We start from the raw sequence: 23,652 nt of genomic DNA, 5'->3' as shown, positions 1-23,652 counted from the left end.
GGCCGCAGGCTGGTGTCCGTGATCGACATCGCCCACCTCAGCAAACGCCACGGCGGCCGGACCGCCGTCGACGACGTCAGCTTCACCGCCCGGCCCGGCCGGGTCACCGGCTTCCTCGGCCCGAACGGCGCCGGCAAGTCCAGCACGCTGCGGATCCTGCTGGGCCTGGACGCGGCCGGCGGCGGCACCGCGACGATCCACGGCCGGCGCTACCGCGACCTCGACCAGCCGCTGCGGACGGTCGGCGCGCTGCTCGACGGGGCCGGGCCGGTGCCGGAGCGCCGGGCCGTCGACCACCTCACCTGGATCGCCCGGTCGAACCGGATCCCCCGGGCCCGCGTGGGTGCGGTCCTCGAGCTCGTCGGCCTGGCCGGGGTGGCGAGGCAGCGGGTGAAGCGGTACTCGCTCGGGATGGGACAGCGGCTCGGGATCGCCGCGGCGCTGCTCGGTGAGCCGGACGTGCTGGTGCTCGACGAGCCGGTGAACGGGCTGGACCCGGAGGGGATCCGCTGGGTGCGGCAGCTGCTGCGGGACTATGCGGCGTCCGGGCGTACCGTGCTGCTCTCCAGCCACCTGATGGCCGAGACGGCCGCGACCGCCGACGACCTGGTGGTCATCCACCGGGGCCGGATCGCCGGGCGGGGCCCGGTCGCCGAGGTCACCGCGGGCCATCCGTCGCTGGAGGCGGCGTTCTTCGCCCTGACCGGCGAACGGACCGCGGCGTGAGGGCCGCCGTCCGGGCGGAGCTCACCAAGATCATCACGCTGCGCACCGGCTGGCTGGTGCTGGGGGCCGTCCTCGCCCTGCAACTGCTGGTGGAGGTGCAGGTGGTGGGCCTCACCGCCGACGCGGTCGCCCAGGTCACGCGGGACGGGACCATCGAGATCTTCCTCGGCCGGCGGGAGCCCGCCCGCGCGGCTCTGCTCGAGGGCATCCGTGCGTCGTCGCTGCAGATGAGCGTGTTCCTGCCCGCGCTGGCCGCGGTGATCGCCGGGCAGGAGTTCCGCGGCGGGCAGCTCGGGCTGACGGTGCTCGCCGTGCCCCGGCGCGGCCGGTTGCTCGGGGCGAAGCTCCTGGCGGCAGCCGGCTACCTCACCCTGGCGGCGGTGCTGATCGCCACGATCAGCACCGGGTTCAGCTACCTGGGCGTCAAGGCCCGGTATCCCGGGCTGCCGGTCAGCGCCGACGCGCTCGCGGGCCAGGCCAGGTTCATCCTGTACGCGGTGCTGCTGGGCTTGAGCACGTACGCGATCGCCGTCATCGCCCGCAGCACCCTGGCGACCATCGGCATCAGCCTCGCGCTGATCACCGTGACGATGACCCAGGTGCTGGCCGGCGCACCCGGCCTGGACGCGCTCCTGCCGGTCAGCGCCGGCCGGAACCTGCTGCTCGACCCGGCGACCGGCGACCTGACGTCGAGCCCGCTACAGGCCGTGCTGGTGCTGGTGGGCTGGGTCCTGGTGACGTCCCTGCTCGCCGGGGCCACCCTCGTTCGGCGGGACGCCCGGTGACCGCGCCGATCAGGTTCGGCGACCTGCTCGCGGCCGAACTGGTCAAGATCCGTACGCTGCCGGCGACCTGGATCGCCCTGACCGGAGCGTTGGCCGCCAACGGTGCGCTCGGCGTGCTCGCCGCGACGGATGCCGTTCGTGTCGCCGGCCCGGACGGCCCGGTCCCGATCGCCCGGCTCGGCGCCCCGCTGCTGGTCCCGGGTTACGTCTTCGCCGCGATCGCCGTCTTCGCGGCCGGCAGCGAGTTCCGCGGCGGGCAGGTTCGGGTGAGCCTGCTCGCCGGGCCGGGCCGGACCCGGCTGTTCGCCGCCAAGTCCACGGTGTGCGCGTTCGTCAGCCTGCTCGGAGCCGTCCTGGTGGTGCTGCCGTTCCCGCGGGCCGCCGCGGGCACCGGCCTTCCCGCGCTGGTGACCGCGTACCTGCTGCTCGCGCTGGTGGGCTACGGCTTCGCGGTCATCGCCAGGACCGTCGTGGCCCCGCTCGCCGTGCTGTCGGCGACGGCCCTGCTGGTCACGCCGATGCTCCGCGGCGTCGTCCCGGACCTGGTGAAGTACCTGCCGCACGACGCGGCGCTCAGCCTCGTGGGCCTGCCCGGAGGCCCGTCCGCCCTGGGCCGGGCCGGCGGCCTGCTCGCCCTGTCGTCCTGGGCCGCCGGATGCGTCGTGGCCGCCTGGCTGGTCTTCGTTCGCCGTGACGCTTGAGGAGGCGATGGTGTCGAAAAAGCGGCTTGTAGCCGCCGCGCTTGCCGCCGTCCTGGTGGCAGCCGTGGCCGCGCTCGTCGTGTTCTACCCGATCGCCGTCGCGGCCGCCTGTCCCGGCTGCTACGGGCTGCGCCGGGCCGGGCCGGACGTGTACGTCGACGACGGCGCGACGCCCGAGCAGCGGCGTCAGGTGGTGGACCTGATCGCCCAGGCCAGGCAGCGGGTCGGCGACTACCTCGGTGCGACGCGCAGCAGTCCCCGCGTGCTGGTCTGCCTCAGCACGGAGTGCTACGAGCACATCGGCGGTGGCGGCGAGAAGGGACAGGCTCTGCGGGACCGTGCGCTGGCGCTGTCCCCGGACGGCGCCGACGTGGTGATCGCGAGTCACGAGCTCACCCACGCGGAGCTGTACCGGCGGCTCGGCTCCCGCTACGACCAGGTGCCGCGCTGGTTCCACGAAGGCCTCGCGGTGCTGGTCTCGGACGACCCCCGCTACCTGACCGCGAAGCCGCCGGGTGAACGCTGCCCGATCGACCACGACCGGGCGCTGGCGGCGGTCCGGGCCGGCGCGGCGCCCTCGACGGACTTCTACCGCGACAGTGCCTGCGTGGTGGACCGCTGGGTCGCCGCGCACGGCGGTGCCGGCGCCGTGCTGGACCTCATCCGCCGCCTGCGAGCCGGCGAGTCCTTCGCCGCGGTGGTGGTCATTTAACCGCCTGCAGCAGACGGCCGTGGAGCTGGGCCGCTTCCCGGTCGTCCACACCGGACACCTCGCACAGCGCCAGCCAGGCGGCGCCCAGGGCGGGGTCGGACGCGGTGGCCACCGGGCCGGGCAGAGCGGCGAGCACGGCCTCCCGGACGGGCGTGTCACCGGTGAGCAGACCGCCCGCCAGCACGACCGGACCGTCCAGGGGTCCCAGCTCGCCCAGGGTGGCGACGAGCCGGGTGCCGGCCTCGCGGGTCAGCCGCCCGGCGAGGCTGTCACCGGCCCGGGCCGCGGCGCAGACCAGCGGAGCGAGCCGGGCGAACGCCGGGGGCGGCTGCCGTCCGGCCCAGTGCACCAGGTCGTCGCGCGAGCTCACGCCGGCGTGGGCGGCCACGACGGCGGCGAGCCCGGCCGGTGTCGAGGCGACCCAGTCGCGCGCCACCGCGCGGACGGCGTGCAGGCCCAGCCACAGGCCCGAACCCTCGTCGCCGAGCAGCCAGCCCAGCCCGTCCGCCGTGCCGGTGATCCGCCGGTGCTCCAGCCGGGCCGCGACGGCGCCGGTGCCCGCGATGAGCACCGCGCCCGAGGGTGCCGCCGTGCCCGCTGCGAACGCCGTGACCGCGTCCCCGACGACGGAGACCGGACAGCTCAGGCCGCACGCCCGCCACTGGTCGTCGAACGCCCCGGACACCCGGGGGTCATCCAGTGCGCTCACCCCGGCGACACCCGCGGCACCTGCGATCACTGCGGCCGGATCGTGGCCGCGCAGGGCGGCCCGGACCGCCGTACCGATGGCCCGGGCGGCCTGCGGACCGGCCGCCGCCGGGTTGCCCGGGCCGGCCGAGCCGCGGCCCAGCACCGCGCCCTGCGTGGTGGCGACGACGGCGCGCGACGCCGTCCCGCCGGCGTCGACTCCCAGCACCAGCTTCACGCAGCAGATCGAAACATAGAAAGTTTTTGTTGACCAGAAGCCACAGTGGTCGTAATTTTCATCGACACAGGACAACGATGAAAACGAGGATCAGCACAATGAGGATCGGGTGACGGGCGAGAGCGGCGGTCTGCTGGTGCGGCTGCGCATCGAGGGGCCGAGCATGCCGGAGGCGCTGGCGAAGATCGCCGAGACCATCCTGGCCGATCCGGAGACGGCCGCGCACGCGAGCATCGTGGACCTGGCCGAGCGGTCCGGCACCTCGACCGCCACGGTCACCCGGTTCAGCCGGGCCCTCGGTTTCAAGGGCTACGCGAATCTGCGGGTCGCCGTGGCCACCGAGACCGGCCGGGCCGAGCAGGCCCGCTGGGAGACCGACATCAGCGGCGACATCAATCCCGGCGACCAGCTCGACAAGGTGCTCGACATGATCACCGCCGCCGACACCCGGGCCATCCAGGCGACGGCGTCCGGACTGGACACCGCGGCGATCGAGCGGGTCGCGGCGGCCATCGCCACCGCCGGGCGGGTGGAGATCTTCGGGCTGGGCAGCAGCGGTACGGCGGGCAGCGAGATGGCCTTCCGGCTGGAGCGCATCCGCGTCCCGGTGCGGTACCGCGCCGACACCCACACCGCCCTGACCAACGCCGCGCTGCTGGGCCCCGGTGACGTGGCGATCGCCCTGTCACACTCCGGCCGCACCCGCGAGGCCATCGAGACCCTGGCCGAGGCGGCCGACCACGGGGCGCTGACCGTCGCGGTGACCTCGTTCGCCCGGTCGCCGCTGGCCGAGGTCGCGGACGTCGCGTTCGTGACCGCGGTGCACGAGACCACCTTCCGGCTGGCGGCGCTGTCCGCCCTGCACTCGCAGCTGCTGATCCTCGACCTCATCTACGTCGCCGTGGCCCAGCGCACCTACGAGCGCACCGCCGAGGCCCTCGAGCTGACCGTGCGGGCGGTCGACGCCCACCGGGTGCCCGAGCCCCACGCCAACCGCAAGCGAGCACGGAGGGACAAGCCGCTGTGACGATCACAAGCGCCGCCTACGCCGAGGTCATCGCCGAGGCCATCACCCGGGTCGGGAACAGCCAGCGCGACGCGGTGGCCCGGGCCGCCGACCTGCTGACCGCGACCCTGCGCGCCGGCGGGGTGATCCAGGCCTTCGGCTGCGGGCACTCCGAGGCGCTCGCCATGGAGATCGCCGGCCGGGCCGGTGGCCTGGTGCCGACCAACAAGATCGCGCTGCGCGACATCGTCCTGTACGGCGGCGAGCCCGCCGCGGTGCTCACCGATCCGCAGCTGGAGCGCACGCCCAGCGTCGCCCACCGGCTCTACGACCTGGCCCCGATCAAGCCCGACGACACCTTCGTCATCGCCAGCAACTCCGGCGTCAACGGCGCGGTGGTGGAGATGGCGCAGCTGGTCAAGCAACGCGGGCACGCGTTGATCGCGATCACCTCGCGGGAGCACTCGGCCCGGGTCGACTCGCGGCACGACAGCGGCCGCAAGCTCGCCGACCTCGCCGACGTCGTGCTCGACAACGGCGCCCCCTACGGCGACGCCGCGCTGTCCTACAGCGCCGGCGCCGGAACCGCCGGGGCGGTGGGTGCCGTCTCCTCGATCACCGCCGCCCTGCTGGCCCAGCAGATGGTCACCGAGGTCGTGGCCCGGCTGCTGGCGCTCGGCATCACCCCGCCGGTCTACCTCTCCGACAACGTGCCGGGCGGGCGGGAGCACAACAAGGAGCTCGAAGCGCGGTACGCCGGGCGCATCCGGCGTACCGCTTAGGGAAGAAGGCCCAGCTGATGAACCGCCCACCCCTTTCCGAACCGTACCCCACGAGACGCACCCTGCTGCGCACCGCGCTGACCGCCGGCGTCGCGGCCCCGCTGCTCAGTGCCTGCGTGACCGGCGGCAGCGACGACAACGACCCGGCCGCCGGCAACACCGGCGCCAAGAGCGCCGACAACCCGCTGGGGGTCAAGGCCGAGACCCCGCTCGAGGTGGTGATCTTCAAGGGCGGGTACGGCGACGAGTACGCCAAGCACGCCGGCACGCTCTACACCCGCAAGTACCCGGGCGCGAAGATCGACCACCAGGGCCTGCAGAAGATCGGTGAGGCCCTGCAGCCCCGGTTCGTGGCCAACACGCCCCCGGACGTGGTCGACAACACCGGCGCGAGCCGGCTCGACATCGCCACGCTGGTGGCGGCCAAGCAGGTCAGCGATCTGAGCGCGCTGCTGGACGCGCCGTCCTTCGACGACCCGGCGGTGACCGTGCGCGACACCCTGCTGCCCGGGGTGGTCGAGGACGGCACGTTCGGCAAGACGCCGATGACCCTGAACTTCACCTACACGGTCTGGGGGCTCTGGTATTCCAAGTCGCTGTTCGCCGCGAAGGGCTGGGCGTACCCGAAGACCTGGGACGAGATGCTGGCGCTGTGCGCGACCATCAAGGCAGCCGGCATCGCGCCCTGGACCTACCAGGGCAAGTATCCCGAGTACATCAACGATCCGCTGCTCAGCATGGCCGCCAAGACCGGCGGGCTCGCGCTGGTCAAGGCCGTGGACAACCTGGAGCCCGACGCGTGGAAGGCGCCGGGGCTGATCGGCGCCGCCGAGGCGTTCGCGGAGCTGGCCGGCAAGGGCTACCTGATGGCCGGCTCCGAGGCGCTGACCCACACGGAGGCCCAGGCGGCCTGGTCCAACGGCAAGGCCGCGTTCATCCCGTGCGGCTCGTGGCTGGAGAGCGAGCAGAAGGACGTCACCCCGCCGGGCTTCGACATGGTGATGGGCGCGGTGCCGTCACGGACGGCGGGCGACCAGCTCAAGCCGGCCGCGGTGCAGGCCGCCAGCAGCGAGTCGTTCCTGGTGCCGGCCAAGGCGAAGAACCCGGCCGGCGGCCTGGAGTATCTGCGGATCCTGTTCTCCAAGCAGTCGGCGAAGGCGTTCGCGTCCACGGCCGGCACGCTGCCCGCGGTGGCCGGGGCGACCGACGGCCTGACGTTGAGCAGCGGGCTGGGCTCGGTCCGCGACGCGGTCACCGCGGCCGGGGCCGAGACCTTCACCTACCGCTTCCGCACCTGGTACGCCCCGCTGGCCAAGGCCCTCGACGACGCCACCGGGGAGCTGGTGAACAAGCGCATCACCGCGGCCGGGTGGGCGCAGCGGGTGCAGAAGGCGGCGGACGCGATCGCCAAGGACTCCTCGGTCCAGAAGTACACCCGCTGATGCGGCACGGTCGGTGGCGGTTCCTGGCCGGCGCGCTGGTGCCCGCGCTGGTGCTGCACGTGGTCTTCGTGCTGTCGCCGTACGCGCAGGCCTTCTACCTGTCGCTGACCGACTGGACCGGCGTGGCCGGCGAGGCCCACTTCGTCGGGGCGGGCAACTACGCCCGCCTCGGCGGGGACTCGCTGTTCCTCGACGCGGTCCGCAACAACGCGGTGATGCTGGTGGTGGTCCCGCTGGTCACCATCGGCATCGGGCTGTTCCTGGCCAGCATGATGCACCTCGGCGGGCGGGGCGGGCGGCGCGGCATCGCGGGCTCCGGGGCGTACCAGATCGTGTACTTCTTCCCGCAGTTGCTCTCGCTCGTGGTCATCGCGGTCCTGTGGGGTTTCGTCTACAACCCCAACACCGGCCTGCTGAACGGGGGACTGCGGGCGATCGGGCTCGACGGGCTCGCGCAGAGCTGGCTGGCGTCGCCGTCGCTGGCCCTGATCGCCGTGATGGCGGTGCTGGTCTGGTCCTCGGTCGGCTTCTACGTGGTGCTGTTCAGCGCGGCGATCGACGGCATCCCGCGGGATCTGTTCGAGGCGGCGCTGCTGGACGGGGCCGGGGCCTGGGCGACGTTCCGCAAGGTGACGTTGCCACTGGTCCGCGAGACCGTGCAGGTGGCCTTCGTCTATCTCGGCATCGCCGCGCTGGACGCCTTCGCGGTCGTGCAGGTGATGACGGTCGGTCCGGGCGGTCCGGACGGCGCCACCGAGGTCATCGGGCTGTCGCTGTACCGCAACGCGTTCACCTACGGCAAGTTCGGCTACGCCTCGGCCATGGGCGTCGCCCTGTTCTTCGCCACCCTGACGCTGGCCGTGCTGGCGTTGCGGGCCGGTCGCAAGGAGAGGCTGGAGCTGGCATGAGTGCCTGCACCGCAGCGAAGCAAGGGCCGGGCAGGCATGCCGGAGGAGGCTCAGCATGACGCTCGTGGATGAACGGCCGGCGGTGTCCGTACCACCGGTGCCCGCGCGCCGGGCTCGGCGGTCCTACGCCGTTTTCCCGGTGCACCTGGCCATGCTGGCCTGGGCCGTGGTCACCGCGCTGCCGCTGCTCTGGGCGGTGATCAGCTCCTTCAAGACCGACACCGAGATCCTGAACGAGCCGTGGTCGCTGCCGGCGTCCCCGCAGCCGGGCAACTGGGCCCGGGCCTGGACCGAGGCCAGCATCGGCCGCTACTTCCTCAACAGCCTCATCGTGGTCGGCGGGGCCCTGCTGCTGACCATGCTGCTCGGCTCGCTGGTCGCCTACGCCCTGGCCCGCTACGAGTTCCGGGGCAACCGGCTCATCTACTACACCTTCGTCGCGGCCATGTTCTTCCCGGTCTTCCTGGCCCTGGTGCCGCTGTTCTTCGTGGTGCAACGGCTCGGGCTGCTGGGCACGTACCAGGGTCTGATCCTGGTCTATGCGGCGTATGCCGTGCCTTTCACGGTCTTCTTCCTGCACTCGTTCTTCCGCACCCTGCCCGGCGAGGTGGCCGAGGCGGCGTTCATCGACGGCTGTTCGCACGGCGCGGTTTTCTTCCGCGTCATGCTGCCCATGGCCCGGCCGGGCCTGGTCGCCGTCGGCATCTTCAATTTCCTCGGGCTCTGGAACCAGTACCTGCTTCCGCTGGTCCTCAACCCCGACCCGGACCGGTACGTCCTGGCGCAGGGTCTGGCCGCCCTGTCGGTCAGCCAGGGCTACCGCAGTGACTGGAGCGGTCTGTTCGCCGGCCTGACCATCGCCATGCTGCCGGTGCTGATCGCCTACGTCGCGTTCCAACGCCACATCCGCGCCGGAATGACCGCCGGCGCGGTCAAGTAGGTCCCCTCACCCCCATTCCGGAGGACCCCCATGTCCAGAACCCTCAAGCTGCTGGGTGTGACGACGCTGCTGAGCTCCCTGGCCGTCTTCACCCACGCCGCCGGCGCCTCCGCCGCCGACTGCGGCTACCTGTTCGACGACTTCTCCTACAGCTCGGCCGGTGACAGTTCGCTGACCGCGCACGGCTGGACCCCGCGCAGCTACGCCGGCGGGCCGGGCGTGCCGGGAGCGACCTGGTCACCGAGCAGCATCACCTTCCCCACCGAGGGCGGGCAGAAGGTCATGCAGCTCACCGCCTCCACCGACGGCACCGGCGCCGGCACCAGCCACGCCGAGCTCTACAGCTCTCAGAAGCGTTACCTGGAAGGCACGTACGCCAGCCGGGTCCGCTTCACCGACACCCCGACGGCCGGCAACGACGGCGACCACATCAACGAGACGTTCTTCACCATCAGCCCGCTCAACGGCGACCTGGACCCGACGTACAGCGAGCTGGACATCTCGGAGTACCTGCCCAACGGCGGGTGGGGCGAGACGGGCCCGATCAACTACCAGACGACCTGGTACACGTACCGGGCCGAGCCGTGGTTCGCCGACAACGTGCACTCCGAGCAGCGGTCCAGCCTCAACGGCTGGCACGACCTGGTGGCCACGGTGGCCGGCGGGCACGTCAAGTACTACATCGACGGTGTGCTGGTCGGCGACCACTCGGGCAAGTTCTACCCGCGGCAGACCATGACGATCAACTGGAACCTGTGGTTCATCGACACGGCGGCGCACACCGGCGGGCGCAGCACGTACGTCCAGCAGGTGGACTGGGTGCTGTTCGCCAAGAACCAGGCGCTGTCGCCGGCCGAGGTGACCGCGCGGACGGCGGGCTACCGCTCGGCCGGCAGCACGTTCGCGGACACGGTGGACACCACCGGCGGCTGCACCCCGCCGACCAACCCGCCGACCACGCCACCGACGACCCCGCCGACCACCCCGCCTCCTTCTCAAGGGGACTGCACGTCGGCGCCCGAGTGGGGTTTCGGGACGGTGTACCAGGGCGGGCAGACCGTCAAGCACGAGAAGAGCCGCAACGGCGACCCGAGCGGCCCGCCTTCCGGTGACGGCAAGCACCTGTGGAAGGCCCGGTACTGGACGCAGGGTTCGGAGCCCGGCTGGACCCAGCAGTGGCAGGACCTCGGTCGCTGCTGACCCGGTCCGCGGGGGCGCCGCCACCGGCGGCGCCCCCTGTCAGGTCAGCCAGCTCCAGCACTGCCAGCCGATCCCGGCCAGCCCGGCCGCGGTCAGCGCCGTCAGGTACGCCACCACCAGCCGGACATCCCGCAGCACACACTTCGACCGGCGCAGCCCCGCCCGCCGGGCCCGCACGTAGCCGGCCAGACCCAGCGCGGCGAACGCGGTCACCGCCAGGGGCCCGGCCAGCCAGGCCAGCGCGGCCACGGTGGCGTAGACGCACAGGCGCAGCGGGTCGGCCGGAGCGCCGCTCACCGCCGCACCACTGCTTGCGGGAGGCGCTGGGCGGCCAGTTGCGGCCAGGCCTGCACGGCGCAGAACGGCGCGCACTGGTCCCGGTCGTCCTTGCGGGTGCCCACGTGCACGCAGCACTGCAGCAGTCGTTCCTCCACCATCGTCGCCATGTCCATGAACGGCTTGACGGTGATCCGCTTGACCCGTTCGGCCAGCATCCGGCGCAGCCGGTCCCGGCCCCCGGGCAGGCTCGACGACGCCATCGCGGCCAGCGTGCCGATTCCCAGGTCGCAGTTGGCGCAGATGTCGCGCCACAGGTCGCCGACCCGGGGATGCGACAGCGACGACTGCTCCGACAGCAGGCCGAGCAGCGAGTCGCGGACCGCCCGGCGCAGCTGCGCGGGCAGCTCGGTGTCGGCGATCCGGTTGGCGACGGCTTCAGGCGCCAGCTCCAGCCAGGACAGCAGCCGGTCGTGGCCGACCAGGGCGGTCAGGGAGCGCCACTCGCCGGTGTCGTCGCGCAGCAGGTAGCCGACCGAGCAGCAGTGCGGGTGCGAGCAGGGCAGCGCGGTCAGGTCCCGCCAGGTGACCAGGTCGCCGGTCTGCGGGCCGAGCCGGGCCAGCACCCCGGTGTGGGTGAGCCGGCGGCCGCTGTCGATCGCCGCGGACCGGCCGGAACCGAACTGCGGCTGGATCGACACCCCGCCCACGTACGGCGTGTCGAGCGCCCGCTTGACGACAGCGCCGATCTCGTCGTCGTTGACGTCCAGCGCGGCCGTCATGGTGAGCGTCGTGAAGATGCCGCGCCCGGCCAGCCGGTCGATGGCCTGTTCCTTGGCCCGCCGCAGGTCGGCGCCGCGGTGCTGCCGGTGCGCGCGCTCGCTGACCCCGTCGTACTGCAGGTAGACCTCGACCCGTCCGCGATGGGCGGCGAGCAGGTCCAGCAGGGCGTCGTCGCGGGCGATCCGCAACCCGTTGGTGTTGAGCAGGATCCGCACGACGTCCCGGGCGGCGACCGCGTCGAGCAGCTCGGCCAGGTACGGGTACAGCGTCGGCTCGCCGCCGGAGAGCATCAGCACGTCGATGCGCTGCCGCTCACGGGCCAGCCGGGCGTCGAGGTTGGCCAGCACGTCGGCCAGCGGGACGACGGTGTCCAGGGCCGGCGACGAGTCGGCGAAACACGTGGGGCAGCGCAGGTTGCACGAGTCGGTGAGGTCGGTCAGCAGGATGCAGGTGTGCTGGGTCTGCATCTCCGGGAGCCCGTCGAGGTAGGCGGCCGGGACCGGGGCGAAGTTGCCGGCCAGGTCGGGCTCGTGCTGTTTGGTCGGTGCGGTCCACTGCTCCAGGTAGGTCAGGATCTCGGGGTGCTCGTCGTAGAGGGTGCGCACGAGGCCGTGCCGCGGGCAGCCGCGCTCGAGCCAGACCTGCTCCTCGCGGACCACGAGGCGGCCCGAGAGCCGGGCGACCTCGGCCAGCGGGCGCTGCGGGTCCTCGTCGTGGCAGTGCGGGCAGAACGCGTTGACGTAGCGGTGGATGCGGTCGCCGCGCAGCGGCATGCCGGTGCCCATCAGGTGTCCCTCCGGGGATGTGGTCATGAGGCCGAGATCAGGGCCACGCACAGCCCGAACCCGACGAGCGGCAGCACGATCAGGCCGGCGGCCCACCCGATGAACAGCCCGATCCCCAGGCCACGGTCACCTCTGACGATCAGGACGGTGCCGGCCGCGACGACGGCGGCGAACAGCACCAGCTGACCGAGCAGGCTGCCACCGATCAGCGCCTGGTCGGCCGCGTCACCCGCGCTCCAGATGGCAGCGGCGACCAGACCGGCGCACATCAGGTGCCCGAGCAGGGCGAGCCCGATCCCGGCCCAGACCGCGCCGGTGCGGATCGGCTGCGGCGGCGGCCTCACGCCGGCACCTCGTGCACCGGCGTGGCCCGGTGCCCCCGGGCGAGGACGACGAGCCGCCAGGCCAGCAGGGGAGCGCAGGCCAGCAGGAACAACTGCGGGCGGGTGAGCCCGGCCGCCACCACCTCGTTGCCGCGGACGAACTCGACCCCGAACCGGAACACCGCATAACCCGCCAGGTAGCCGGTGAACAACGCGTCCGGCTGGGTGACCCGGTCGCGGGCCGCGACCAGCACGGCCAGGGCGAGGACATGAAAAGCGATCTCGTACGCGAAAGAGGGATGCCGGGGCACGCCGTCCACGGTGATGCCCCAGCTCCCGCCGGTCGGCGTGCCGGGCCGTTCGGTGAGCAGGCACCCGATCCGGCCGACCGCCATGCCGGCGGCGATCGCGGGCGCGAACAGGTCGCCGCTGCGTTCCCGGTAGCCGCAGAGCCGCTTGGCGACCAGCACACCGAGGTAGGCGCCGGCCAGGCCGGAGAGGATGCTGCGGTTGCCGTACGCCCACTGCTCGGCCAGGGTCGCGTTCTGCCGCAGGTCGAGGTGCTGGAGCCAGGTGCCGAGCCGGCCGAACAGGGCGCCACCGACGAGCACCCCGGCCACCAGGTACCAGAGCCGCTCGTCTCGCCGTCCGCGCCGGCGTACCTCGGCCGCGAAGACCAGCCCGGCGACCGCCAGTCCGAGCGCGACGAAGACGTCGTGCGTACCCGCTGGCATTTGCCCGATATGCACGAAATGACGATATAGCATCCGGAGGTGGAACCGCCGACGACGACCCAGGAACTCGGGGCCGCCGGTGTCGAGTCCCGGCTCACCGTGTGCACAGCGGAGTTCGCCTGATCGATCCACCCGGTAGCGTCTGCTGCCGTGACCCGGACGACCGAGGTGCGGCTGCTGACCTTCAACGCGCTCATGCGCGGTGACGTCCGGGCGCGGCTGCGGGCCTTGGGCGCGGTCCTGGCGCAGTCCTCCTACGACGTGGTCTGCCTGCAGGAGGTGCTGCTGCGCGGCCATGCGTCCCTGGTGCGCCGCCTCGCCCGGCACTACGGCCACCGTGCCTGGTCCGGCTCCGTGCTCCTGGAGGGCGGCCTCGTGCTGCTCTCGCGGTGGCCGATCCGCACCGCCCGCTTCGAGCGGTATCCGCGCACCGGTCCGGCCCGGGCCGAATACCTCATGCGCAAGGGCGTCCAGCTCGCGGTCGTGGAGACGCCGGCCGGCCCGCTCGCGATCACGAACACCCACCTGTCCGCCAACCGCGACGGCGACTGGTCGGCGGCGAACCGCTACACCCGCGTCGCCCGCGCCGAGCTGGATCACCTCGCCGGTGAGCTGGCCGCACTCGACCCCGCGCTACCGGTCGTGGCGGTCGGCGACTTCAACGTTCCCCGCGACGCCGCCACGCTCACCGGCTTCCTGACCCGGACCGGGCTCACCGACGTGCTGGCCGGTGACCCCGAACCGACGTACCGGCCCACCCCGCGCTGGCCGGCGCCGCCCGCCTTCGACCACGTGCTGATCCGCCCGGCGCCGCGGCGGCCGCTCGCCGCCCAGGCGCGGATCGTCCTGCGGGACGCGGTGACACTGCCGGGTGGCCGGGCCGGTTATCTGTCCGATCACTACGGCGTCGAAGCGGTGCTGTCCGTGGGCGGCTGAATCGCCGCGACCACAAAGACCACAACGACCACCGTGTCCGTAACGATGACCGCCGATGGTCCCGCGATGCAGCATCTCTGAAACACGTGGGCAACACAGAGGAGCGGTCGTGAAGGACACAGTTGTGCGGCGCCCGGGTCGCGTCGTCGCCGCGGGGATGGCCGCGGCGCTGCTGGCCGCCACCGCGGCCGGGTGCGAGAAGGACACCGCCGGCGGGTCGACGGGCACCGGCGAGGTGCGCTATCCGACCAAGACAGTGCAGCTCATGGTGCCCGCCGCGCCCGGCGGCGGCTGGGATCTCACCGCCCGCACCATGCAGAAGGCGATGACCGACGGCAAGCTCGTCGAGCAGCCCGTCGAGGTCTACAACGTCACCGGCGCGGCCGGCACCATCGGCCTGGCCCAGCTGGTCTCCAAGAACCGCGGCGACGCCCACCACCTGATGGTCATGGGCCTGGTGATGGTCGGCGGCGTGGTGGCCAACAAGTCGCCGGTGAAGCTGGACCAGGTCACCCCGATCGCCACGCTCACCGCCGAGCAGGAGGTCATCGTCGTCCCGGCCGCCTCCAAGTATCAGAACCTCAAGCAGCTCATGGACGACGCCAAGGCCGCACCGGCCTCGGTCAACTGGGGTGGCGGCTCGGCCGGCGGCACCGACCAGATCCTGGTCGGACTGCTCGCCAAGGCGGCCGGCGCCGACCCCAAGGCGATGAAGTACGTCGCGTACTCCGGCGGCGGCGAGGCCAAGGCCGCGCTGCTCTCCGGCGACCTGACCGCCGCCGTCTCGGGCCAGAGCGAGTTCAAGGACCTGGTCGCGTCGGGCAAGGTCCGCGCGCTCGCGGTCTCCGGCGCGACCGGCGTCGACGTCGGCGGCGGGTCGCCGGCACCCACCGTCAAGGAGCAGGGGTACGACGTCGAGCTGATGAACTGGCGCGGAGTCGTGGCCCCGCCCGGGATCGACGCCCCCACCAAGCAAGCCGTGACCGCCCTCGTGGACCGGCTGCACTCCTCGGAGTCGTGGAAGTCCGCGCTGCAGAAGCAGGGGTGGGAGGACTTCTACAAGAGCGGTGACGCCGCGTCGACGTTCTTCACCAGCGAGAACCAGCGCATCACCACGGTGCTCACCGACATCGGACTCGGCTAGATGACAACCGACGTGGCGCCGGCCCGCCGTACCGGTGGGGTGGTCCTGGCCGGCGGGCTGGTGCTCGCCGGCGTGGGTCTGCTCTGGTCGGCGGTGTCGGCCGCCGATGGTGACGTCGGCCTGCAGAGCCCGCGCCTGGCCCCGGTGGTGATCTCCGCGGCCTGGGTTGTCGTCGCGCTGGCCTACCTCGTGGCGCAGCTGCGCACCCGGGAGGCGCCGCCGGAGGAGGAGCCCGGCTGGTGGAGCCCGGCCGGGGTGGTCGCGAGCCTGGTCGGTTTCGCCGTCGCCCTGGAGTACGCCGGCTTCGTCGTCTCCGCCGCGGCCTTCGTCGTCGTGGTGTCCCGGGTGCTCGGCAGCCGGCACCTGGTCCGCGACGTCATCGTGGCGGTGCTGCTGCCGACGGCGGTCTACCTGGCCTTCACCCGGCTGCTCGACATCTTCCTGCCCGCGGGGGTGTTTCCGCTGTGAACGTCTTCGGTGATCTGCTCTCCGGCTTCGGCACCGTCCTGAGCCCGGAGTACCTGCTGTACGCGGCGATCGGCGTCACCCTGGGCACGTTCGTCGGCGTGCTGCCCGGCATCGGCCCGGCCCTGACCATCGCGCTGCTGCTGCCGGTCACCTTCAGCCTGGACGACCCGATCGGCACGTTCATCATGTTCGCCGGCATCTACTACGGCGCCATGTACGGCGGCTCCACCACCTCGATCCTGCTCAACACCCCGGGCGAGTCGGCCTCGGTGGCCACCGCGATCGAGGGCTACCAGATGGCTCGCCGGGGGAGAGCGAAAGCCGCCCTGGCCACGGCCGCGATCGGGTCGTTCGTGGCCGGCACCATCTCCACCCTGCTGCTGAGCCTGCTGGCCCAGCCGGTGGCCAGGCTGGCGACCACGTTCCGGGCAGCCGACTACTTCGCGCTGGCGTTGCTGGCGATGGTCGCGGTCACCGCGCTCGTCGGGCGCTCCGTCGTCCGTGGACTGATGTCGCTGGTCTTCGGCCTGTTCCTGGGCCTGGTCGGGATCGACGCGCTGACCGGTCAGGCCCGGTTCACCTTCGGCACGATGGAGCTGCTGGAGGGCGTGGACATCGTGGTGGTGATCGTCGGCCTGTTCGCGATCGGCGAGACCCTGTACGTCGCGAGCCGGCTGCGGCACCTGCCCGAGCACGTGCAACCGCTGGAGCCGGGCTCGGCGCGGCACGGCTGGCTCACCCGCGACGACTGGCGGCGCTCGTGGGGGCCGTGGTTGCGCGGGACGGCGGTCGGCTTCCCGTTCGGGGCGCTGCCGTCGGGCGGGGCGGACGTGCCGACGTTCCTGTCGTACACCTACGAGAAGCACCGGGCGCGGGACCGGGCCGAGTTCGGTGCCGGGGCGATCGAGGGGGTGGCCGGTCCGGAGGCGGCCAACAACGCGGCGTTCTCGGGTGTGCTCGTACCGTTGCTGACCCTCGGCATCCCCACCTCCGCGACCGCCGCGGTCATGCTGGCCGCTTTCCAGATCTTCAACCTCCAGCCCGGCCCGCAGCTGTTCGACACCTCGCCCGAGCTGGTCTGGGCGTTGATCGCCTCGCTCTACGTCGGCAATGTGCTGCTGTTGCTGCTCAACCTGCCGCTGATCCGGGTCTGGGTCAAAGTGCTGCAGATCCCCCGGCCCATCCTGTACGCCGGCATCCTGGTCTTCGCCACGCTCGGGGTCTACGCCGCCACGGGCAGCGTCAACCAGGTGTTCATCGCCTACGCCGTCGGGGTGATCGGCTTCGGGATGCGGCACTTCGACTTCCCGATCGCGCCGGTGATCCTGGGCCTGATCCTGGGCCCGATGATGGAGGTGCAGTTCCGCCGGGCGCTGCTGGTGGCCAACGATGATCTGAGCACGTTCGTGACCCGGCCGCTGACCGCGGTGCTGCTCGCCTGTGCGGTGCTGGCGTTCGTGGTGCCGTACCTGCCGCGGATCGTGGCCCGGCTGCGCGGCCGCGATCCGCGCGACGAGCCCGGAAAGCTGGTGTTCGCCGAGGACGACTAGCGATACCAGACGGGATTCGACGTGTACGCGCGCACCGTCGCCGCTACGACGTCGTCCAGGGGATACTCGCCGCGGTCCGGGCCGCCCCAGGAGGCGATCTCCACGATGACCCGCACCGACCCGTCAGGGAGCACGCTGCAGTACGCCCGGCTCATCGCCGAGTAGGGGTGTTCCAGGAACTGCGTACGCAGGTGGGCCAGCAGTATCTCGCCGTTGGTGTCGAGGGCGAGGTCGGGGCGATGGTCGCCACCGTCGGTCAGCGGCCAGGCCCGGTCACCGGTGACCCGGTAGCGCGGGCCGTCACCCGGAGGCGGCTTGCCGATCGCCCTGTGCAGCAGGCGCGCGACCCGGCCGGGCGGGCGGCGGTATCGGGTCAACGGCAGCGGCACCGCTCCGAGGGACTCCAGCGTCCCGGCCAGCTGCCTCAGGACCGGCACAACGGCTGCGTACGCGTCCGGCTCGGCTCTGCCCATGGGCCGAGCATAGGTGCGCCGGAACACCGCCTATGTGAACGCGCGGCGGAAGCGCTCCAGCGCCACCTCGGGGTCGCCCGCGGCCCAACCCTCCAGGGCGACGACGCCCCGGTAGCCGAGCCGGTGCAGGGCCGCGGCGACGGCGGGATAGTGGATCTCGCCGGTGCCCGGCTCGCGCCGGCCCGGCACGTCGGCGACCTGGATCTCGCCGACCCAGGGCAGGGCCCGCTCGACGAGCTGGACGAGGTTCCCCTCGCCGATCTGCGCGTGGTAGAGGTCCAGGTTCATCCGCAAGTTCGGGTGGCCGACCGCTTCGACCAGGGCCATCGTGTCGGCCGCCCGGGCGAAGGGTACGCCGGGGTGGTCGACCGCGGTGTTGAGGTTCTCCAGGGTGAACACCCGTCCGGCCCGCTCACCGAGCTCCGCCAGCCGGCTCAGGGTCCGGACGGCGGTGAGCCACATCGCCGGCGTCACCACGGCGGCCGGCACCACCGGAAGTCCCCGGTCGTCCAGGCCGGTGCCGTGCAGGTTCAGCCGCGGGCAGCCGAGCCGCTCGGCGACCTCCAGGGAGAGCCGGGCGGTCGCCAGCAGCTCGTCGGCGCCGGCCGGGTCGGCCAGGGTGCCGCGCAGATAGCCGGTCATCGAGGAGATCGTCGCGCCGGTCGCGGCCAGCGCGTCGAGGTCCTTGCCGGCCCAGTTCCACATCTCCACCTCGAAGCCGCGCTCGGCGATGCGCCGGACCCGGTCGGCGAAGGGCAGGTCGAGGAAGACCATCTCGGCGCAGACCGCCAGCCGGTAGCCGCTCACCCGGCCACCTCGTCCAGGCGTACCGGGCGCCGGCCGGCCACCGACGCGGCGGCGGCGAGCGCGATGGCCAGGGCGGCCCGGGCGTCCTCGCCGGTCACCGGCGCCGGCGTGCCGGAGCGGACAGCGTCGGCGAACGCGGCGAGCTCGGCGGTGTAGGCACCGGTGAACAGCTCCTGGTCGCTGCGGACGGTCTCGGCGGTCCGGCCCGGGGCGCCGGAGAAGACCATGGTGGTACGGCGGCCGTCGCCCAGCACAGCCGTGCCGCCCGGCCCGAACACCTCGCCGCGGACGTCGTAGCCGTAGGCGGCCTCGAAGCAGGCCTCCGCCGTGCCGACCGCGCCGTTGTCGAACCGCACCGTGACCACGGCCGTGTCGAGCAGCCCCCGGTCCCGCCAGCCCGGCTCGACCAGTGCATCGGCGACCGCGTAGACCTCGACGGCCTCGGCGCCGGGATTGAGGAACCGCAGCGTGTCGAAGTCGTGGATCAGCGTCTCCAGGAAGATCGTGCCCGGGGGTACGCGCGCCGGGTCGAAACCGCCCGGATCCCGGGTCAGCGACCGCAGCAGCCGCGGCGTCCCGATGGTGCCGGTGTCCAGCAGGGCCCGCGCCGCCTGCCAGTCCGGGGCGAACCGCCGGTTGAAGCCGACCTGCAGCACCACCCCGGCGGCGCGGGCGGCGTCGACGGCCCGGTCAGCCCCGGGCAGGTCGAGGGCCATCGGCTTCTCGCAGAACACGTGCTTGCCCGCCTCGGCCGCCGCGACGACCAGGCCGGCGTGGAACCGGGCGGGTGCGGCGATCACCACCGCGTCGACCTCCGGGTCGGCCCACACCTGCGCCGCGTCGGTGTAGGCCCGGTCGGCGTCGAGGGCATCGGCCAGGGTCGCGGCCGCGCCCGGCGCGGGGTCGGCCACCGCCACCAGCCGGGTGCTCCGCAGGCGCCGGCTCACGGTCTCGCCGTGGAACGAGCCCATCCGGCCCGAGCCGATCAGCGCGATCCCCACCTCTTTACTGGAACGTTCCATGGCACGAGAGTGGTCCGCCGCATCGGCCGGCGTCAAGAGGGACCCTGGAACGTTCCAGACTGTGCGACTACGCTGATCCGGTGCGTGGTGCGGAACGAAGAGCGACCCTGGCCGACGTGGCGGCGCGGGCCGGCGTGTCCAAGTCGCTGGTGTCCCTGGTGATGCGCGACGAGCCGGGAGCCGGCGTCGAGACGCGGCGGCGCGTCCTCGAGGCCGCCGACGAGCTCGGCTACCACCCGGACAGCCGGGCGCGGTTGCTGCGCAGTGGCCGCAGCCGGTTGCTGGGTGTCGTGTTCGGCATCGAGCACGACTTCCACGGCGACCTGGTCGCCGGCCTCTACACCGCCGCCCGGGAGACCGGTTACGAGGTGGCGCTGAGCGCCGTCACGCCCGCCCGCGACGAGCGGGAGGCGACGGCCGGCCTGCTTCAGGACCGCTGCGAGGCGCTGATCCTGCTCGGGCCCCAGGAGCCCGCCGCGAGCCTGGTCCGGCTGGCCGCCCGGATGCCGGTGATCGTGCTGGCCCGGGGCGTCCGGCACGCGGCCGTGGACGTCGTCCGCACCGCCGACGCCGAAGGGCTGCACCAGGCCGTCGATCACCTGGTCCAGCTCGGCCACCGCAGGATCGCGCACATCGACGGCGGGCGCGCCCCGGGCGCCGCCGAGCGCCGCCGCGGATACCACGACGCCCTGCGGGGCCACGGCCTCGGCCGGTACGCCCGGGTCGTTCCGGGTGGCCTCACCGAGGAGGACGGTGCGGCGGCGGCCCGGGTGCTCCTCGACGACCCGCCGACCGCCGTCACGGTGTTCAACGACCGCTGCGCCACCGGGGTCCTCGACGTCCTCGCCCGGCACGGACGGAAGGTGCCCGGCGACCTCAGTGTGGTCGGCTACGACGACAGTCGGCCGGCCCGGCTCGCCCACGTCGACCTCACCACGATCGCGCAGGACACCGGCACGATGACCAGGCTCGCCGTACGGCGGGCGATCGACCGGATCGAGGGGACCGCGGTGGCCCGGCGCGAGGTCGTCGTCCCGCCCCGGCTGGTCGTCCGGGGCACCACCGGACCACCAAGACATTGACACGCGTGGATGGCTTCTGGGACTCTCGGTGCGGGACCGCCGCGGGAGCAGGTGGCCGGTCGGGAGAGGGCGAACTCCCGGCCCACCGTCCACCGATGCCCGCGCGCGTCGTGCGATCCGTCCCCCCGGCGACCGTGCCCGGGCATCTCGATCCCTCATCGAGTGCTGGAGGCACCATGTCCTCGACCATCCGACTGTCCCGACCCGTGACCCGCACCTGCACCGTGCTGGTGACCGCCGTCCTGCTGCTCACCACCGCGCTGGCCGGCGGCGCGTCCGCCCACGGTTCGACCATCGACCCCGCCTCGCGCAACTACGGCTGCTGGAAGCGCTGGGGCAGCGACTTCCAGAACCCCACCATGGCCACCGTGGACCCCATGTGCTGGCAGGCCTGGCAGGCCGACACGACCGCGATGTGGAACTGGAACGGTCTCTACCGCGAGAACGTCCAGGGCAACCACCAGGCCGCCGTCCCGAACGGCACGCTGTGCAGCGCGGGCAACACCGGCGGCACCCGCTACTCGGCGCTGGACACGCCGGGCAACTGGACCGCCACCCGGATCCCCAGTCCGTCGGCGTTCACCGTGGTGGCCCACGACCAGGCCCGGCACGGCGCCAAGTACTACCGCGTCTACGTCAGCCGGCAGGGCTACAACCCGCTGACCCAGCGTCTGTCCTGGAGTGACCTGACCCTGCTCAAGGACACCGGGCCGATCGCGCCCGGCGCCGGCGAGACCACCACCGACCCGGCTCTGGGTGGCGTGTCGGTGAGGATCCCGGTGAGCGCACCGGGGCTGACCGGCCGGCACATCGTGTACACGGTGTGGGAGGCCGGGCACGCCGACCAGGTCTACTACTGGTGCGCGGACGTGAACTTCGGGTAGCCGGCGCAGGGCCTTTCCTAGGCGATCCAGCGGTAGCGGCGTTGCGGCCGGCCCGCTGAGCCGTAGCGCAGCCGGACCTCGGCCTTTCCCGCGGTGACGAAGTGCTCGAGATAGCGACGGGTGCTCACCCGGGAAAGGCCGATCCGCTCGGCACACTCCTCGGCCGACAGGTCGCCCGGGCAGTCCCGCATCGCGTCCGCGATCAGCCGGGAGGTGTCCGCGGTCAGCCCCTTCGGCATCGGCGCGCCGGCCGTCCGCAACGTGACGAACAGCTGATCCACGTCGGGCTGCCCCACGTCGGCGCTGAGCGCGAGCCGGTCGTGCACGGCGGCGTAGCGCTCCAGCCGGTCGCGCAGCACGTCGAAACCGAACGGCTTGAGCACGTAGTGCACGACGCCCCCGCGCAGCGCCGAGCGTACGGTCGACACATCCCGTGCCGCCGTCACCGCGAGCACGTCCGGCCCGCCGTCGCCGCTGTCCCGCAGCCGCCGCAGCACGTCCAGCCCGGTGATGTCGGGCAGGTAGATGTCCAGCAGCACCAGGTCCGGGCGCACCGTACCGACCTGGGCCAGCGCGTCGGCGCCGGTGTGCGCGACCCCGACCGTGGTGAAGCCGGGCACCCGGTCGACGAAACCGCGGTGCACCTTCGCCACCATGAAGTCGTCGTCCACCACCAGCACCCGGATCACGCCACCACCTCCCGGGCCGGGGGCAGCCGGGCGGTGAAGGTCGAGCCGTGCACCTCGACGCCGCCGCCCCGGTGCACGCAGATCAGCCGGATCATCGCCAGGCCCAGCCCGTGGTGACCGTCCACCTGGTCCTTGGTGCTCCAGCCCTGCTGGAACACCCGGTCGGCCAGCTCCGGCTCGACCCCGGGCCCCGAGTCGGTCACCGTCACCACCACCTCGCCCGCCGGCAGCGTCGTCGCCCGTACCGTGATGGACCCGCCGGGTCCCACCGCGTCGAGCGCGTTGTCCACCAGGTTGCCGACCACCGTGACCAGATCGGCCGACAGCCGGTCGTCGGCCGCTTCCAGGTCCGCGCCCTCGGCGATGGTCAGCGTGACCCCCTGCTCCGCCGCCAGGCTGGCCTTGGCGATCAGCAACGCGGCCAGCGCCGGGTCCCGGATCACCCGGGTCACCTCGCGGTCCAGGGTCTCGTGCAGCTCGCTGGTCCGGTTGATGTAGCGGACCACCTCCTCGTGCTCGCCCAGCTCGACCAGGCCCGAGATGGTGTGCAGCCGGTTCACGAACTCGTGCGCCTGGGCCCGCAGGGTGTCGGTCGTGTGCCGGCTGACGTCGAGCTCCCGGCGCAGCGCGGTCAGCTCGGTGCGGTCCCGCAGGGTCGTCACCGAGCCCGCGGCGCGGCCCCGCATGACGACCGGCTGGCGGTTCAGCACCACCACCCGGTCGTCGCTGAGCACCACCTGGTCGACCCCCTCCGACCGGCCGGTGAGGACGTCCAGCAGTGCCGGCTCGAAACCCTGCTCCAGCAGCGACCGGCCGACCGCGTCCGGGCGCAGCCCGAGCAGCCGGATCGCCTCGTCGTTGACCAGGGTCACCCGGTGCGCGGCGTCGGTGCCGATCACGCCCTCCTTGATGCCGTGCAGCATCGCCTCCCGGTGCTCGACCAGGCCGGTGATCTCGCGCGGCTCCAAACCCAGGGTCTGCCGCTTCACCCGCCGCGCGAGCAGCAGCGAGCCGCCCACGCCGAGCGCCGCGCCCAGCACCAGGTAGGTCAGCAGATTCGTCAGCGCGCTGCCGAGCTGGTCGGCCAGGGTGGGATAGGCCCGGCCCACGATGATCAGCCCGATGAAGTGACCGTCCCGCTCGTCCAGCACGGGAACGTGCGCGACCAGCGCCTTGCTGCCGGTCTCGATGACACCGACCCAGGACCGGCCGCTCAGGGCCGGGCTGCCGGCCATCGGTGCGGGCCGCCCGGCGTCCGGGCCGGTGACGACGGTGCCGGCCGCGTCGGCGACCACCACGTACGAGGCGCCGGACACCGCACGCGCACTCTCGGCCACCGTCTCCAGGGCGTCGCGGCCCAGGGGATTGCCCAGCCCCAGCCGCACGGTCCGGTTGATCGCCGCGTTCTCGCCGACCGACCGCAGCCGCTCACCCTCGACCCGGCGGAACGCGGCATCGGCCTCGGCGATCGAGACAGCGGCGACCGCCCCGACGACGAGCAGGACGATGGCCAGTTGCAGAGCGAGCAACTGACCGGCCAGGGAGAGCCGGTGTCTCATGGAACAGCAT

26 protein-coding genes are annotated in these 23,652 nt (G+C 72.7%); 16 read left to right on the top strand and 10 right to left on the bottom strand.

Annotated elements, in window-relative coordinates:
• Positions 1 to 18: 18 nt before the first annotated feature.
• The 4 genes from ACWEOZ_RS37795 to ACWEOZ_RS37780 are packed head-to-tail and all read left to right on the top strand — an operon-like array spanning position 19 to position 2,924.
• Positions 19 to 726: an ABC transporter ATP-binding protein gene (locus ACWEOZ_RS37795; protein WP_451915478.1), complete on the top strand. Its 708-nt coding sequence runs from the start codon at positions 19 to 21 to the stop codon at positions 724 to 726.
• Entirely contained in the window at positions 723 to 1,511 is a 789-nt protein-coding gene (locus ACWEOZ_RS37790; protein WP_451915477.1) for a hypothetical protein, read from the top strand. Before ACWEOZ_RS37795 ends, ACWEOZ_RS37790 begins: the two co-directional genes overlap by 4 nt.
• Positions 1,508 to 2,212 carry a hypothetical protein gene (locus tag ACWEOZ_RS37785; RefSeq protein WP_451915476.1) on the top strand — a complete coding sequence of 235 codons (705 nt, stop codon included), beginning with the start codon at positions 1,508 to 1,510 and terminating at the stop codon, positions 2,210 to 2,212. The genes ACWEOZ_RS37790 and ACWEOZ_RS37785 overlap by 4 nt, the downstream gene beginning before the upstream one ends.
• Positions 2,213 to 2,222: 10 nt before the next feature.
• The gene (locus tag ACWEOZ_RS37780) at positions 2,223 to 2,924 is read left to right on the top strand and encodes a hypothetical protein (protein WP_451915475.1); all 702 of its coding nucleotides are present in this window, start codon (positions 2,223 to 2,225) and stop codon (positions 2,922 to 2,924) included.
• Here the strand turns inward: ACWEOZ_RS37780 and ACWEOZ_RS37775 are convergent.
• Positions 2,917 to 3,849, bottom strand: a complete 933-nt coding sequence (locus tag ACWEOZ_RS37775; protein ID WP_451915474.1) for an N-acetylglucosamine kinase — start codon at positions 3,847 to 3,849, stop codon at positions 2,917 to 2,919. The two genes, ACWEOZ_RS37780 and ACWEOZ_RS37775, sit on opposite strands and share 8 nt — an antisense overlap.
• 109 nt (positions 3,850 to 3,958) lie before the next feature.
• On the opposite strand from ACWEOZ_RS37775, the gene ACWEOZ_RS37770 reads away from it, so the two are divergent.
• From ACWEOZ_RS37770 to ACWEOZ_RS37745, 6 genes are read left to right on the top strand one after another with little or no spacing between them, the layout of a single operon-like run.
• Complete coding sequence (locus ACWEOZ_RS37770; RefSeq protein ID WP_451915473.1) at positions 3,959 to 4,876, top strand: MurR/RpiR family transcriptional regulator; 918 nt, start codon at positions 3,959 to 3,961, stop codon at positions 4,874 to 4,876.
• Positions 4,873 to 5,637, top strand: coding sequence for a sugar isomerase domain-containing protein (locus ACWEOZ_RS37765; RefSeq protein ID WP_451915472.1), 765 nt, complete (start codon positions 4,873 to 4,875; stop codon positions 5,635 to 5,637). Before ACWEOZ_RS37770 ends, ACWEOZ_RS37765 begins: the two co-directional genes overlap by 4 nt.
• Positions 5,638 to 5,654: 17 nt before the next feature.
• A complete protein-coding gene (ngcE, locus tag ACWEOZ_RS37760) occupies positions 5,655 to 7,079 on the top strand; it encodes an N-acetylglucosamine/diacetylchitobiose ABC transporter substrate-binding protein (RefSeq protein ID WP_451915471.1) in 1,425 nt (474 codons plus the stop codon).
• The gene (locus tag ACWEOZ_RS37755; RefSeq protein ID WP_451915470.1) at positions 7,079 to 7,987 is read left to right on the top strand and encodes a carbohydrate ABC transporter permease; all 909 of its coding nucleotides are present in this window, start codon (positions 7,079 to 7,081) and stop codon (positions 7,985 to 7,987) included. The genes ngcE and ACWEOZ_RS37755 overlap by 1 nt, the downstream gene beginning before the upstream one ends.
• Positions 7,988 to 8,042: 55 nt before the next feature.
• Positions 8,043 to 8,927 (top strand): carbohydrate ABC transporter permease, encoded by an 885-nt coding sequence (locus tag ACWEOZ_RS37750; RefSeq protein WP_451915469.1) that lies wholly within the window; start codon positions 8,043 to 8,045, stop codon positions 8,925 to 8,927.
• Between the two features lie 30 nt (positions 8,928 to 8,957).
• A complete protein-coding gene (locus tag ACWEOZ_RS37745) occupies positions 8,958 to 10,127 on the top strand; it encodes a glycosyl hydrolase (RefSeq protein WP_451915468.1) in 1,170 nt (389 codons plus the stop codon).
• Between the two features lie 39 nt (positions 10,128 to 10,166).
• On the opposite strand, the gene ACWEOZ_RS37740 is transcribed toward ACWEOZ_RS37745, so the two are convergent.
• From ACWEOZ_RS37740 to ACWEOZ_RS37725, 4 genes are read right to left on the bottom strand one after another with little or no spacing between them, the layout of a single operon-like run.
• The gene (locus tag ACWEOZ_RS37740) at positions 10,167 to 10,424 is read right to left on the bottom strand and encodes a hypothetical protein (RefSeq protein WP_451915467.1); all 258 of its coding nucleotides are present in this window, start codon (positions 10,422 to 10,424) and stop codon (positions 10,167 to 10,169) included.
• Positions 10,421 to 11,998: a radical SAM protein gene (locus tag ACWEOZ_RS37735; protein WP_451915466.1), complete on the bottom strand. Its 1,578-nt coding sequence runs from the start codon at positions 11,996 to 11,998 to the stop codon at positions 10,421 to 10,423. The genes ACWEOZ_RS37740 and ACWEOZ_RS37735 overlap by 4 nt, the downstream gene beginning before the upstream one ends.
• On the bottom strand, positions 11,995 to 12,315 hold the full coding sequence (locus ACWEOZ_RS37730; RefSeq protein ID WP_451915465.1) for a hypothetical protein: 321 nt from the start codon (positions 12,313 to 12,315) through the stop codon (positions 11,995 to 11,997). Before ACWEOZ_RS37730 ends, ACWEOZ_RS37735 begins: the two co-directional genes overlap by 4 nt.
• Complete coding sequence (locus ACWEOZ_RS37725) at positions 12,312 to 13,061, bottom strand: prolipoprotein diacylglyceryl transferase (protein ID WP_451915464.1); 750 nt, start codon at positions 13,059 to 13,061, stop codon at positions 12,312 to 12,314. The genes ACWEOZ_RS37730 and ACWEOZ_RS37725 overlap by 4 nt, the downstream gene beginning before the upstream one ends.
• A gap of 117 nt (positions 13,062 to 13,178) precedes the next feature.
• On the opposite strand from ACWEOZ_RS37725, the gene ACWEOZ_RS37720 reads away from it, so the two are divergent.
• The 4 genes from ACWEOZ_RS37720 to ACWEOZ_RS37705 all read left to right on the top strand — a co-directional run bounded on the left by ACWEOZ_RS37720 (position 13,179) and on the right by ACWEOZ_RS37705 (position 17,126).
• Positions 13,179 to 13,964, top strand: coding sequence for an endonuclease/exonuclease/phosphatase family protein (locus ACWEOZ_RS37720; RefSeq protein ID WP_451915463.1), 786 nt, complete (start codon positions 13,179 to 13,181; stop codon positions 13,962 to 13,964).
• A gap of 109 nt (positions 13,965 to 14,073) precedes the next feature.
• Positions 14,074 to 15,108, top strand: coding sequence for a Bug family tripartite tricarboxylate transporter substrate binding protein (locus tag ACWEOZ_RS37715; RefSeq protein WP_451915462.1), 1,035 nt, complete (start codon positions 14,074 to 14,076; stop codon positions 15,106 to 15,108).
• The gene (locus tag ACWEOZ_RS37710; protein WP_451915461.1) at positions 15,109 to 15,576 is read left to right on the top strand and encodes a tripartite tricarboxylate transporter TctB family protein; all 468 of its coding nucleotides are present in this window, start codon (positions 15,109 to 15,111) and stop codon (positions 15,574 to 15,576) included.
• Positions 15,573 to 17,126: a tripartite tricarboxylate transporter permease gene (locus ACWEOZ_RS37705; protein ID WP_451915460.1), complete on the top strand. Its 1,554-nt coding sequence runs from the start codon at positions 15,573 to 15,575 to the stop codon at positions 17,124 to 17,126. The genes ACWEOZ_RS37710 and ACWEOZ_RS37705 overlap by 4 nt, the downstream gene beginning before the upstream one ends.
• On the opposite strand, the gene ACWEOZ_RS37700 is transcribed toward ACWEOZ_RS37705, so the two are convergent.
• The 3 genes from ACWEOZ_RS37700 to ACWEOZ_RS37690 are packed head-to-tail and all read right to left on the bottom strand — an operon-like array spanning position 17,123 to position 19,428.
• Positions 17,123 to 17,599, bottom strand: coding sequence for a hypothetical protein (locus tag ACWEOZ_RS37700; protein ID WP_451915459.1), 477 nt, complete (start codon positions 17,597 to 17,599; stop codon positions 17,123 to 17,125). The two genes, ACWEOZ_RS37705 and ACWEOZ_RS37700, sit on opposite strands and share 4 nt — an antisense overlap.
• 30 nt (positions 17,600 to 17,629) lie before the next feature.
• Positions 17,630 to 18,406, bottom strand: a complete 777-nt coding sequence (locus ACWEOZ_RS37695) for a TIM barrel protein (RefSeq protein WP_451915458.1) — start codon at positions 18,404 to 18,406, stop codon at positions 17,630 to 17,632.
• Complete coding sequence (locus tag ACWEOZ_RS37690; RefSeq protein WP_451915457.1) at positions 18,403 to 19,428, bottom strand: Gfo/Idh/MocA family oxidoreductase; 1,026 nt, start codon at positions 19,426 to 19,428, stop codon at positions 18,403 to 18,405. Before ACWEOZ_RS37690 ends, ACWEOZ_RS37695 begins: the two co-directional genes overlap by 4 nt.
• A gap of 80 nt (positions 19,429 to 19,508) precedes the next feature.
• On the opposite strand from ACWEOZ_RS37690, the gene ACWEOZ_RS37685 reads away from it, so the two are divergent.
• Positions 19,509 to 20,510: a LacI family DNA-binding transcriptional regulator gene (locus ACWEOZ_RS37685; RefSeq protein ID WP_451915456.1), complete on the top strand. Its 1,002-nt coding sequence runs from the start codon at positions 19,509 to 19,511 to the stop codon at positions 20,508 to 20,510.
• Between the two features lie 176 nt (positions 20,511 to 20,686).
• Positions 20,687 to 21,394 (top strand): lytic polysaccharide monooxygenase auxiliary activity family 9 protein, encoded by a 708-nt coding sequence (locus ACWEOZ_RS37680; RefSeq protein ID WP_451915455.1) that lies wholly within the window; start codon positions 20,687 to 20,689, stop codon positions 21,392 to 21,394.
• 17 nt (positions 21,395 to 21,411) lie between these two features.
• On the opposite strand, the gene ACWEOZ_RS37675 is transcribed toward ACWEOZ_RS37680, so the two are convergent.
• Both ACWEOZ_RS37675 and ACWEOZ_RS37670 read right to left on the bottom strand, forming a co-directional pair.
• A complete protein-coding gene (locus ACWEOZ_RS37675) occupies positions 21,412 to 22,083 on the bottom strand; it encodes a response regulator (RefSeq protein WP_451915454.1) in 672 nt (223 codons plus the stop codon).
• On the bottom strand, positions 22,080 to 23,642 hold the full coding sequence (locus ACWEOZ_RS37670) for an ATP-binding protein (RefSeq protein WP_451915453.1): 1,563 nt from the start codon (positions 23,640 to 23,642) through the stop codon (positions 22,080 to 22,082). Before ACWEOZ_RS37670 ends, ACWEOZ_RS37675 begins: the two co-directional genes overlap by 4 nt.
• Positions 23,643 to 23,652: the final 10 nt, after the last annotated feature.

The sequence above is a fragment of the Actinoplanes sp. NPDC004185 genome (assembly GCF_053603475.1).
The sequence above is the reverse complement of the archived record's forward strand: the minus strand, read 5'-3'. Positions and strand labels throughout refer to the sequence as shown.

Excerpts from the sequence above, each read along its gene's own strand:
- ACWEOZ_RS37670 (WP_451915453.1), bottom strand. The coding sequence starts at position 23,642 with ATGAGACACCGGCTCTCCCTGGCCGGTCAGTTGCTCGCTCTGCAACTG.
- ACWEOZ_RS37745 (WP_451915468.1), top strand. The coding sequence starts at position 8,958 with ATGTCCAGAACCCTCAAGCTGCTGGGTGTGACGACGCTGCTGAGCTCC.
- ACWEOZ_RS37725 (WP_451915464.1), bottom strand. The coding sequence starts at position 13,061 with ATGCTATATCGTCATTTCGTGCATATCGGGCAAATGCCAGCGGGTACG.
- ACWEOZ_RS37750 (WP_451915469.1), top strand. The coding sequence starts at position 8,043 with ATGACGCTCGTGGATGAACGGCCGGCGGTGTCCGTACCACCGGTGCCC.
- ngcE (WP_451915471.1), top strand. The coding sequence starts at position 5,655 with ATGAACCGCCCACCCCTTTCCGAACCGTACCCCACGAGACGCACCCTG.
- ACWEOZ_RS37710 (WP_451915461.1), top strand. The coding sequence starts at position 15,109 with ATGACAACCGACGTGGCGCCGGCCCGCCGTACCGGTGGGGTGGTCCTG.
- ACWEOZ_RS37700 (WP_451915459.1), bottom strand. The coding sequence starts at position 17,599 with ATGGGCAGAGCCGAGCCGGACGCGTACGCAGCCGTTGTGCCGGTCCTG.
- ACWEOZ_RS37755 (WP_451915470.1), top strand. The coding sequence starts at position 7,079 with ATGCGGCACGGTCGGTGGCGGTTCCTGGCCGGCGCGCTGGTGCCCGCG.
- ACWEOZ_RS37680 (WP_451915455.1), top strand. The coding sequence starts at position 20,687 with ATGTCCTCGACCATCCGACTGTCCCGACCCGTGACCCGCACCTGCACC.
- ACWEOZ_RS37735 (WP_451915466.1), bottom strand. The coding sequence starts at position 11,998 with ATGACCACATCCCCGGAGGGACACCTGATGGGCACCGGCATGCCGCTG.
- ACWEOZ_RS37690 (WP_451915457.1), bottom strand. The coding sequence starts at position 19,428 with ATGGAACGTTCCAGTAAAGAGGTGGGGATCGCGCTGATCGGCTCGGGC.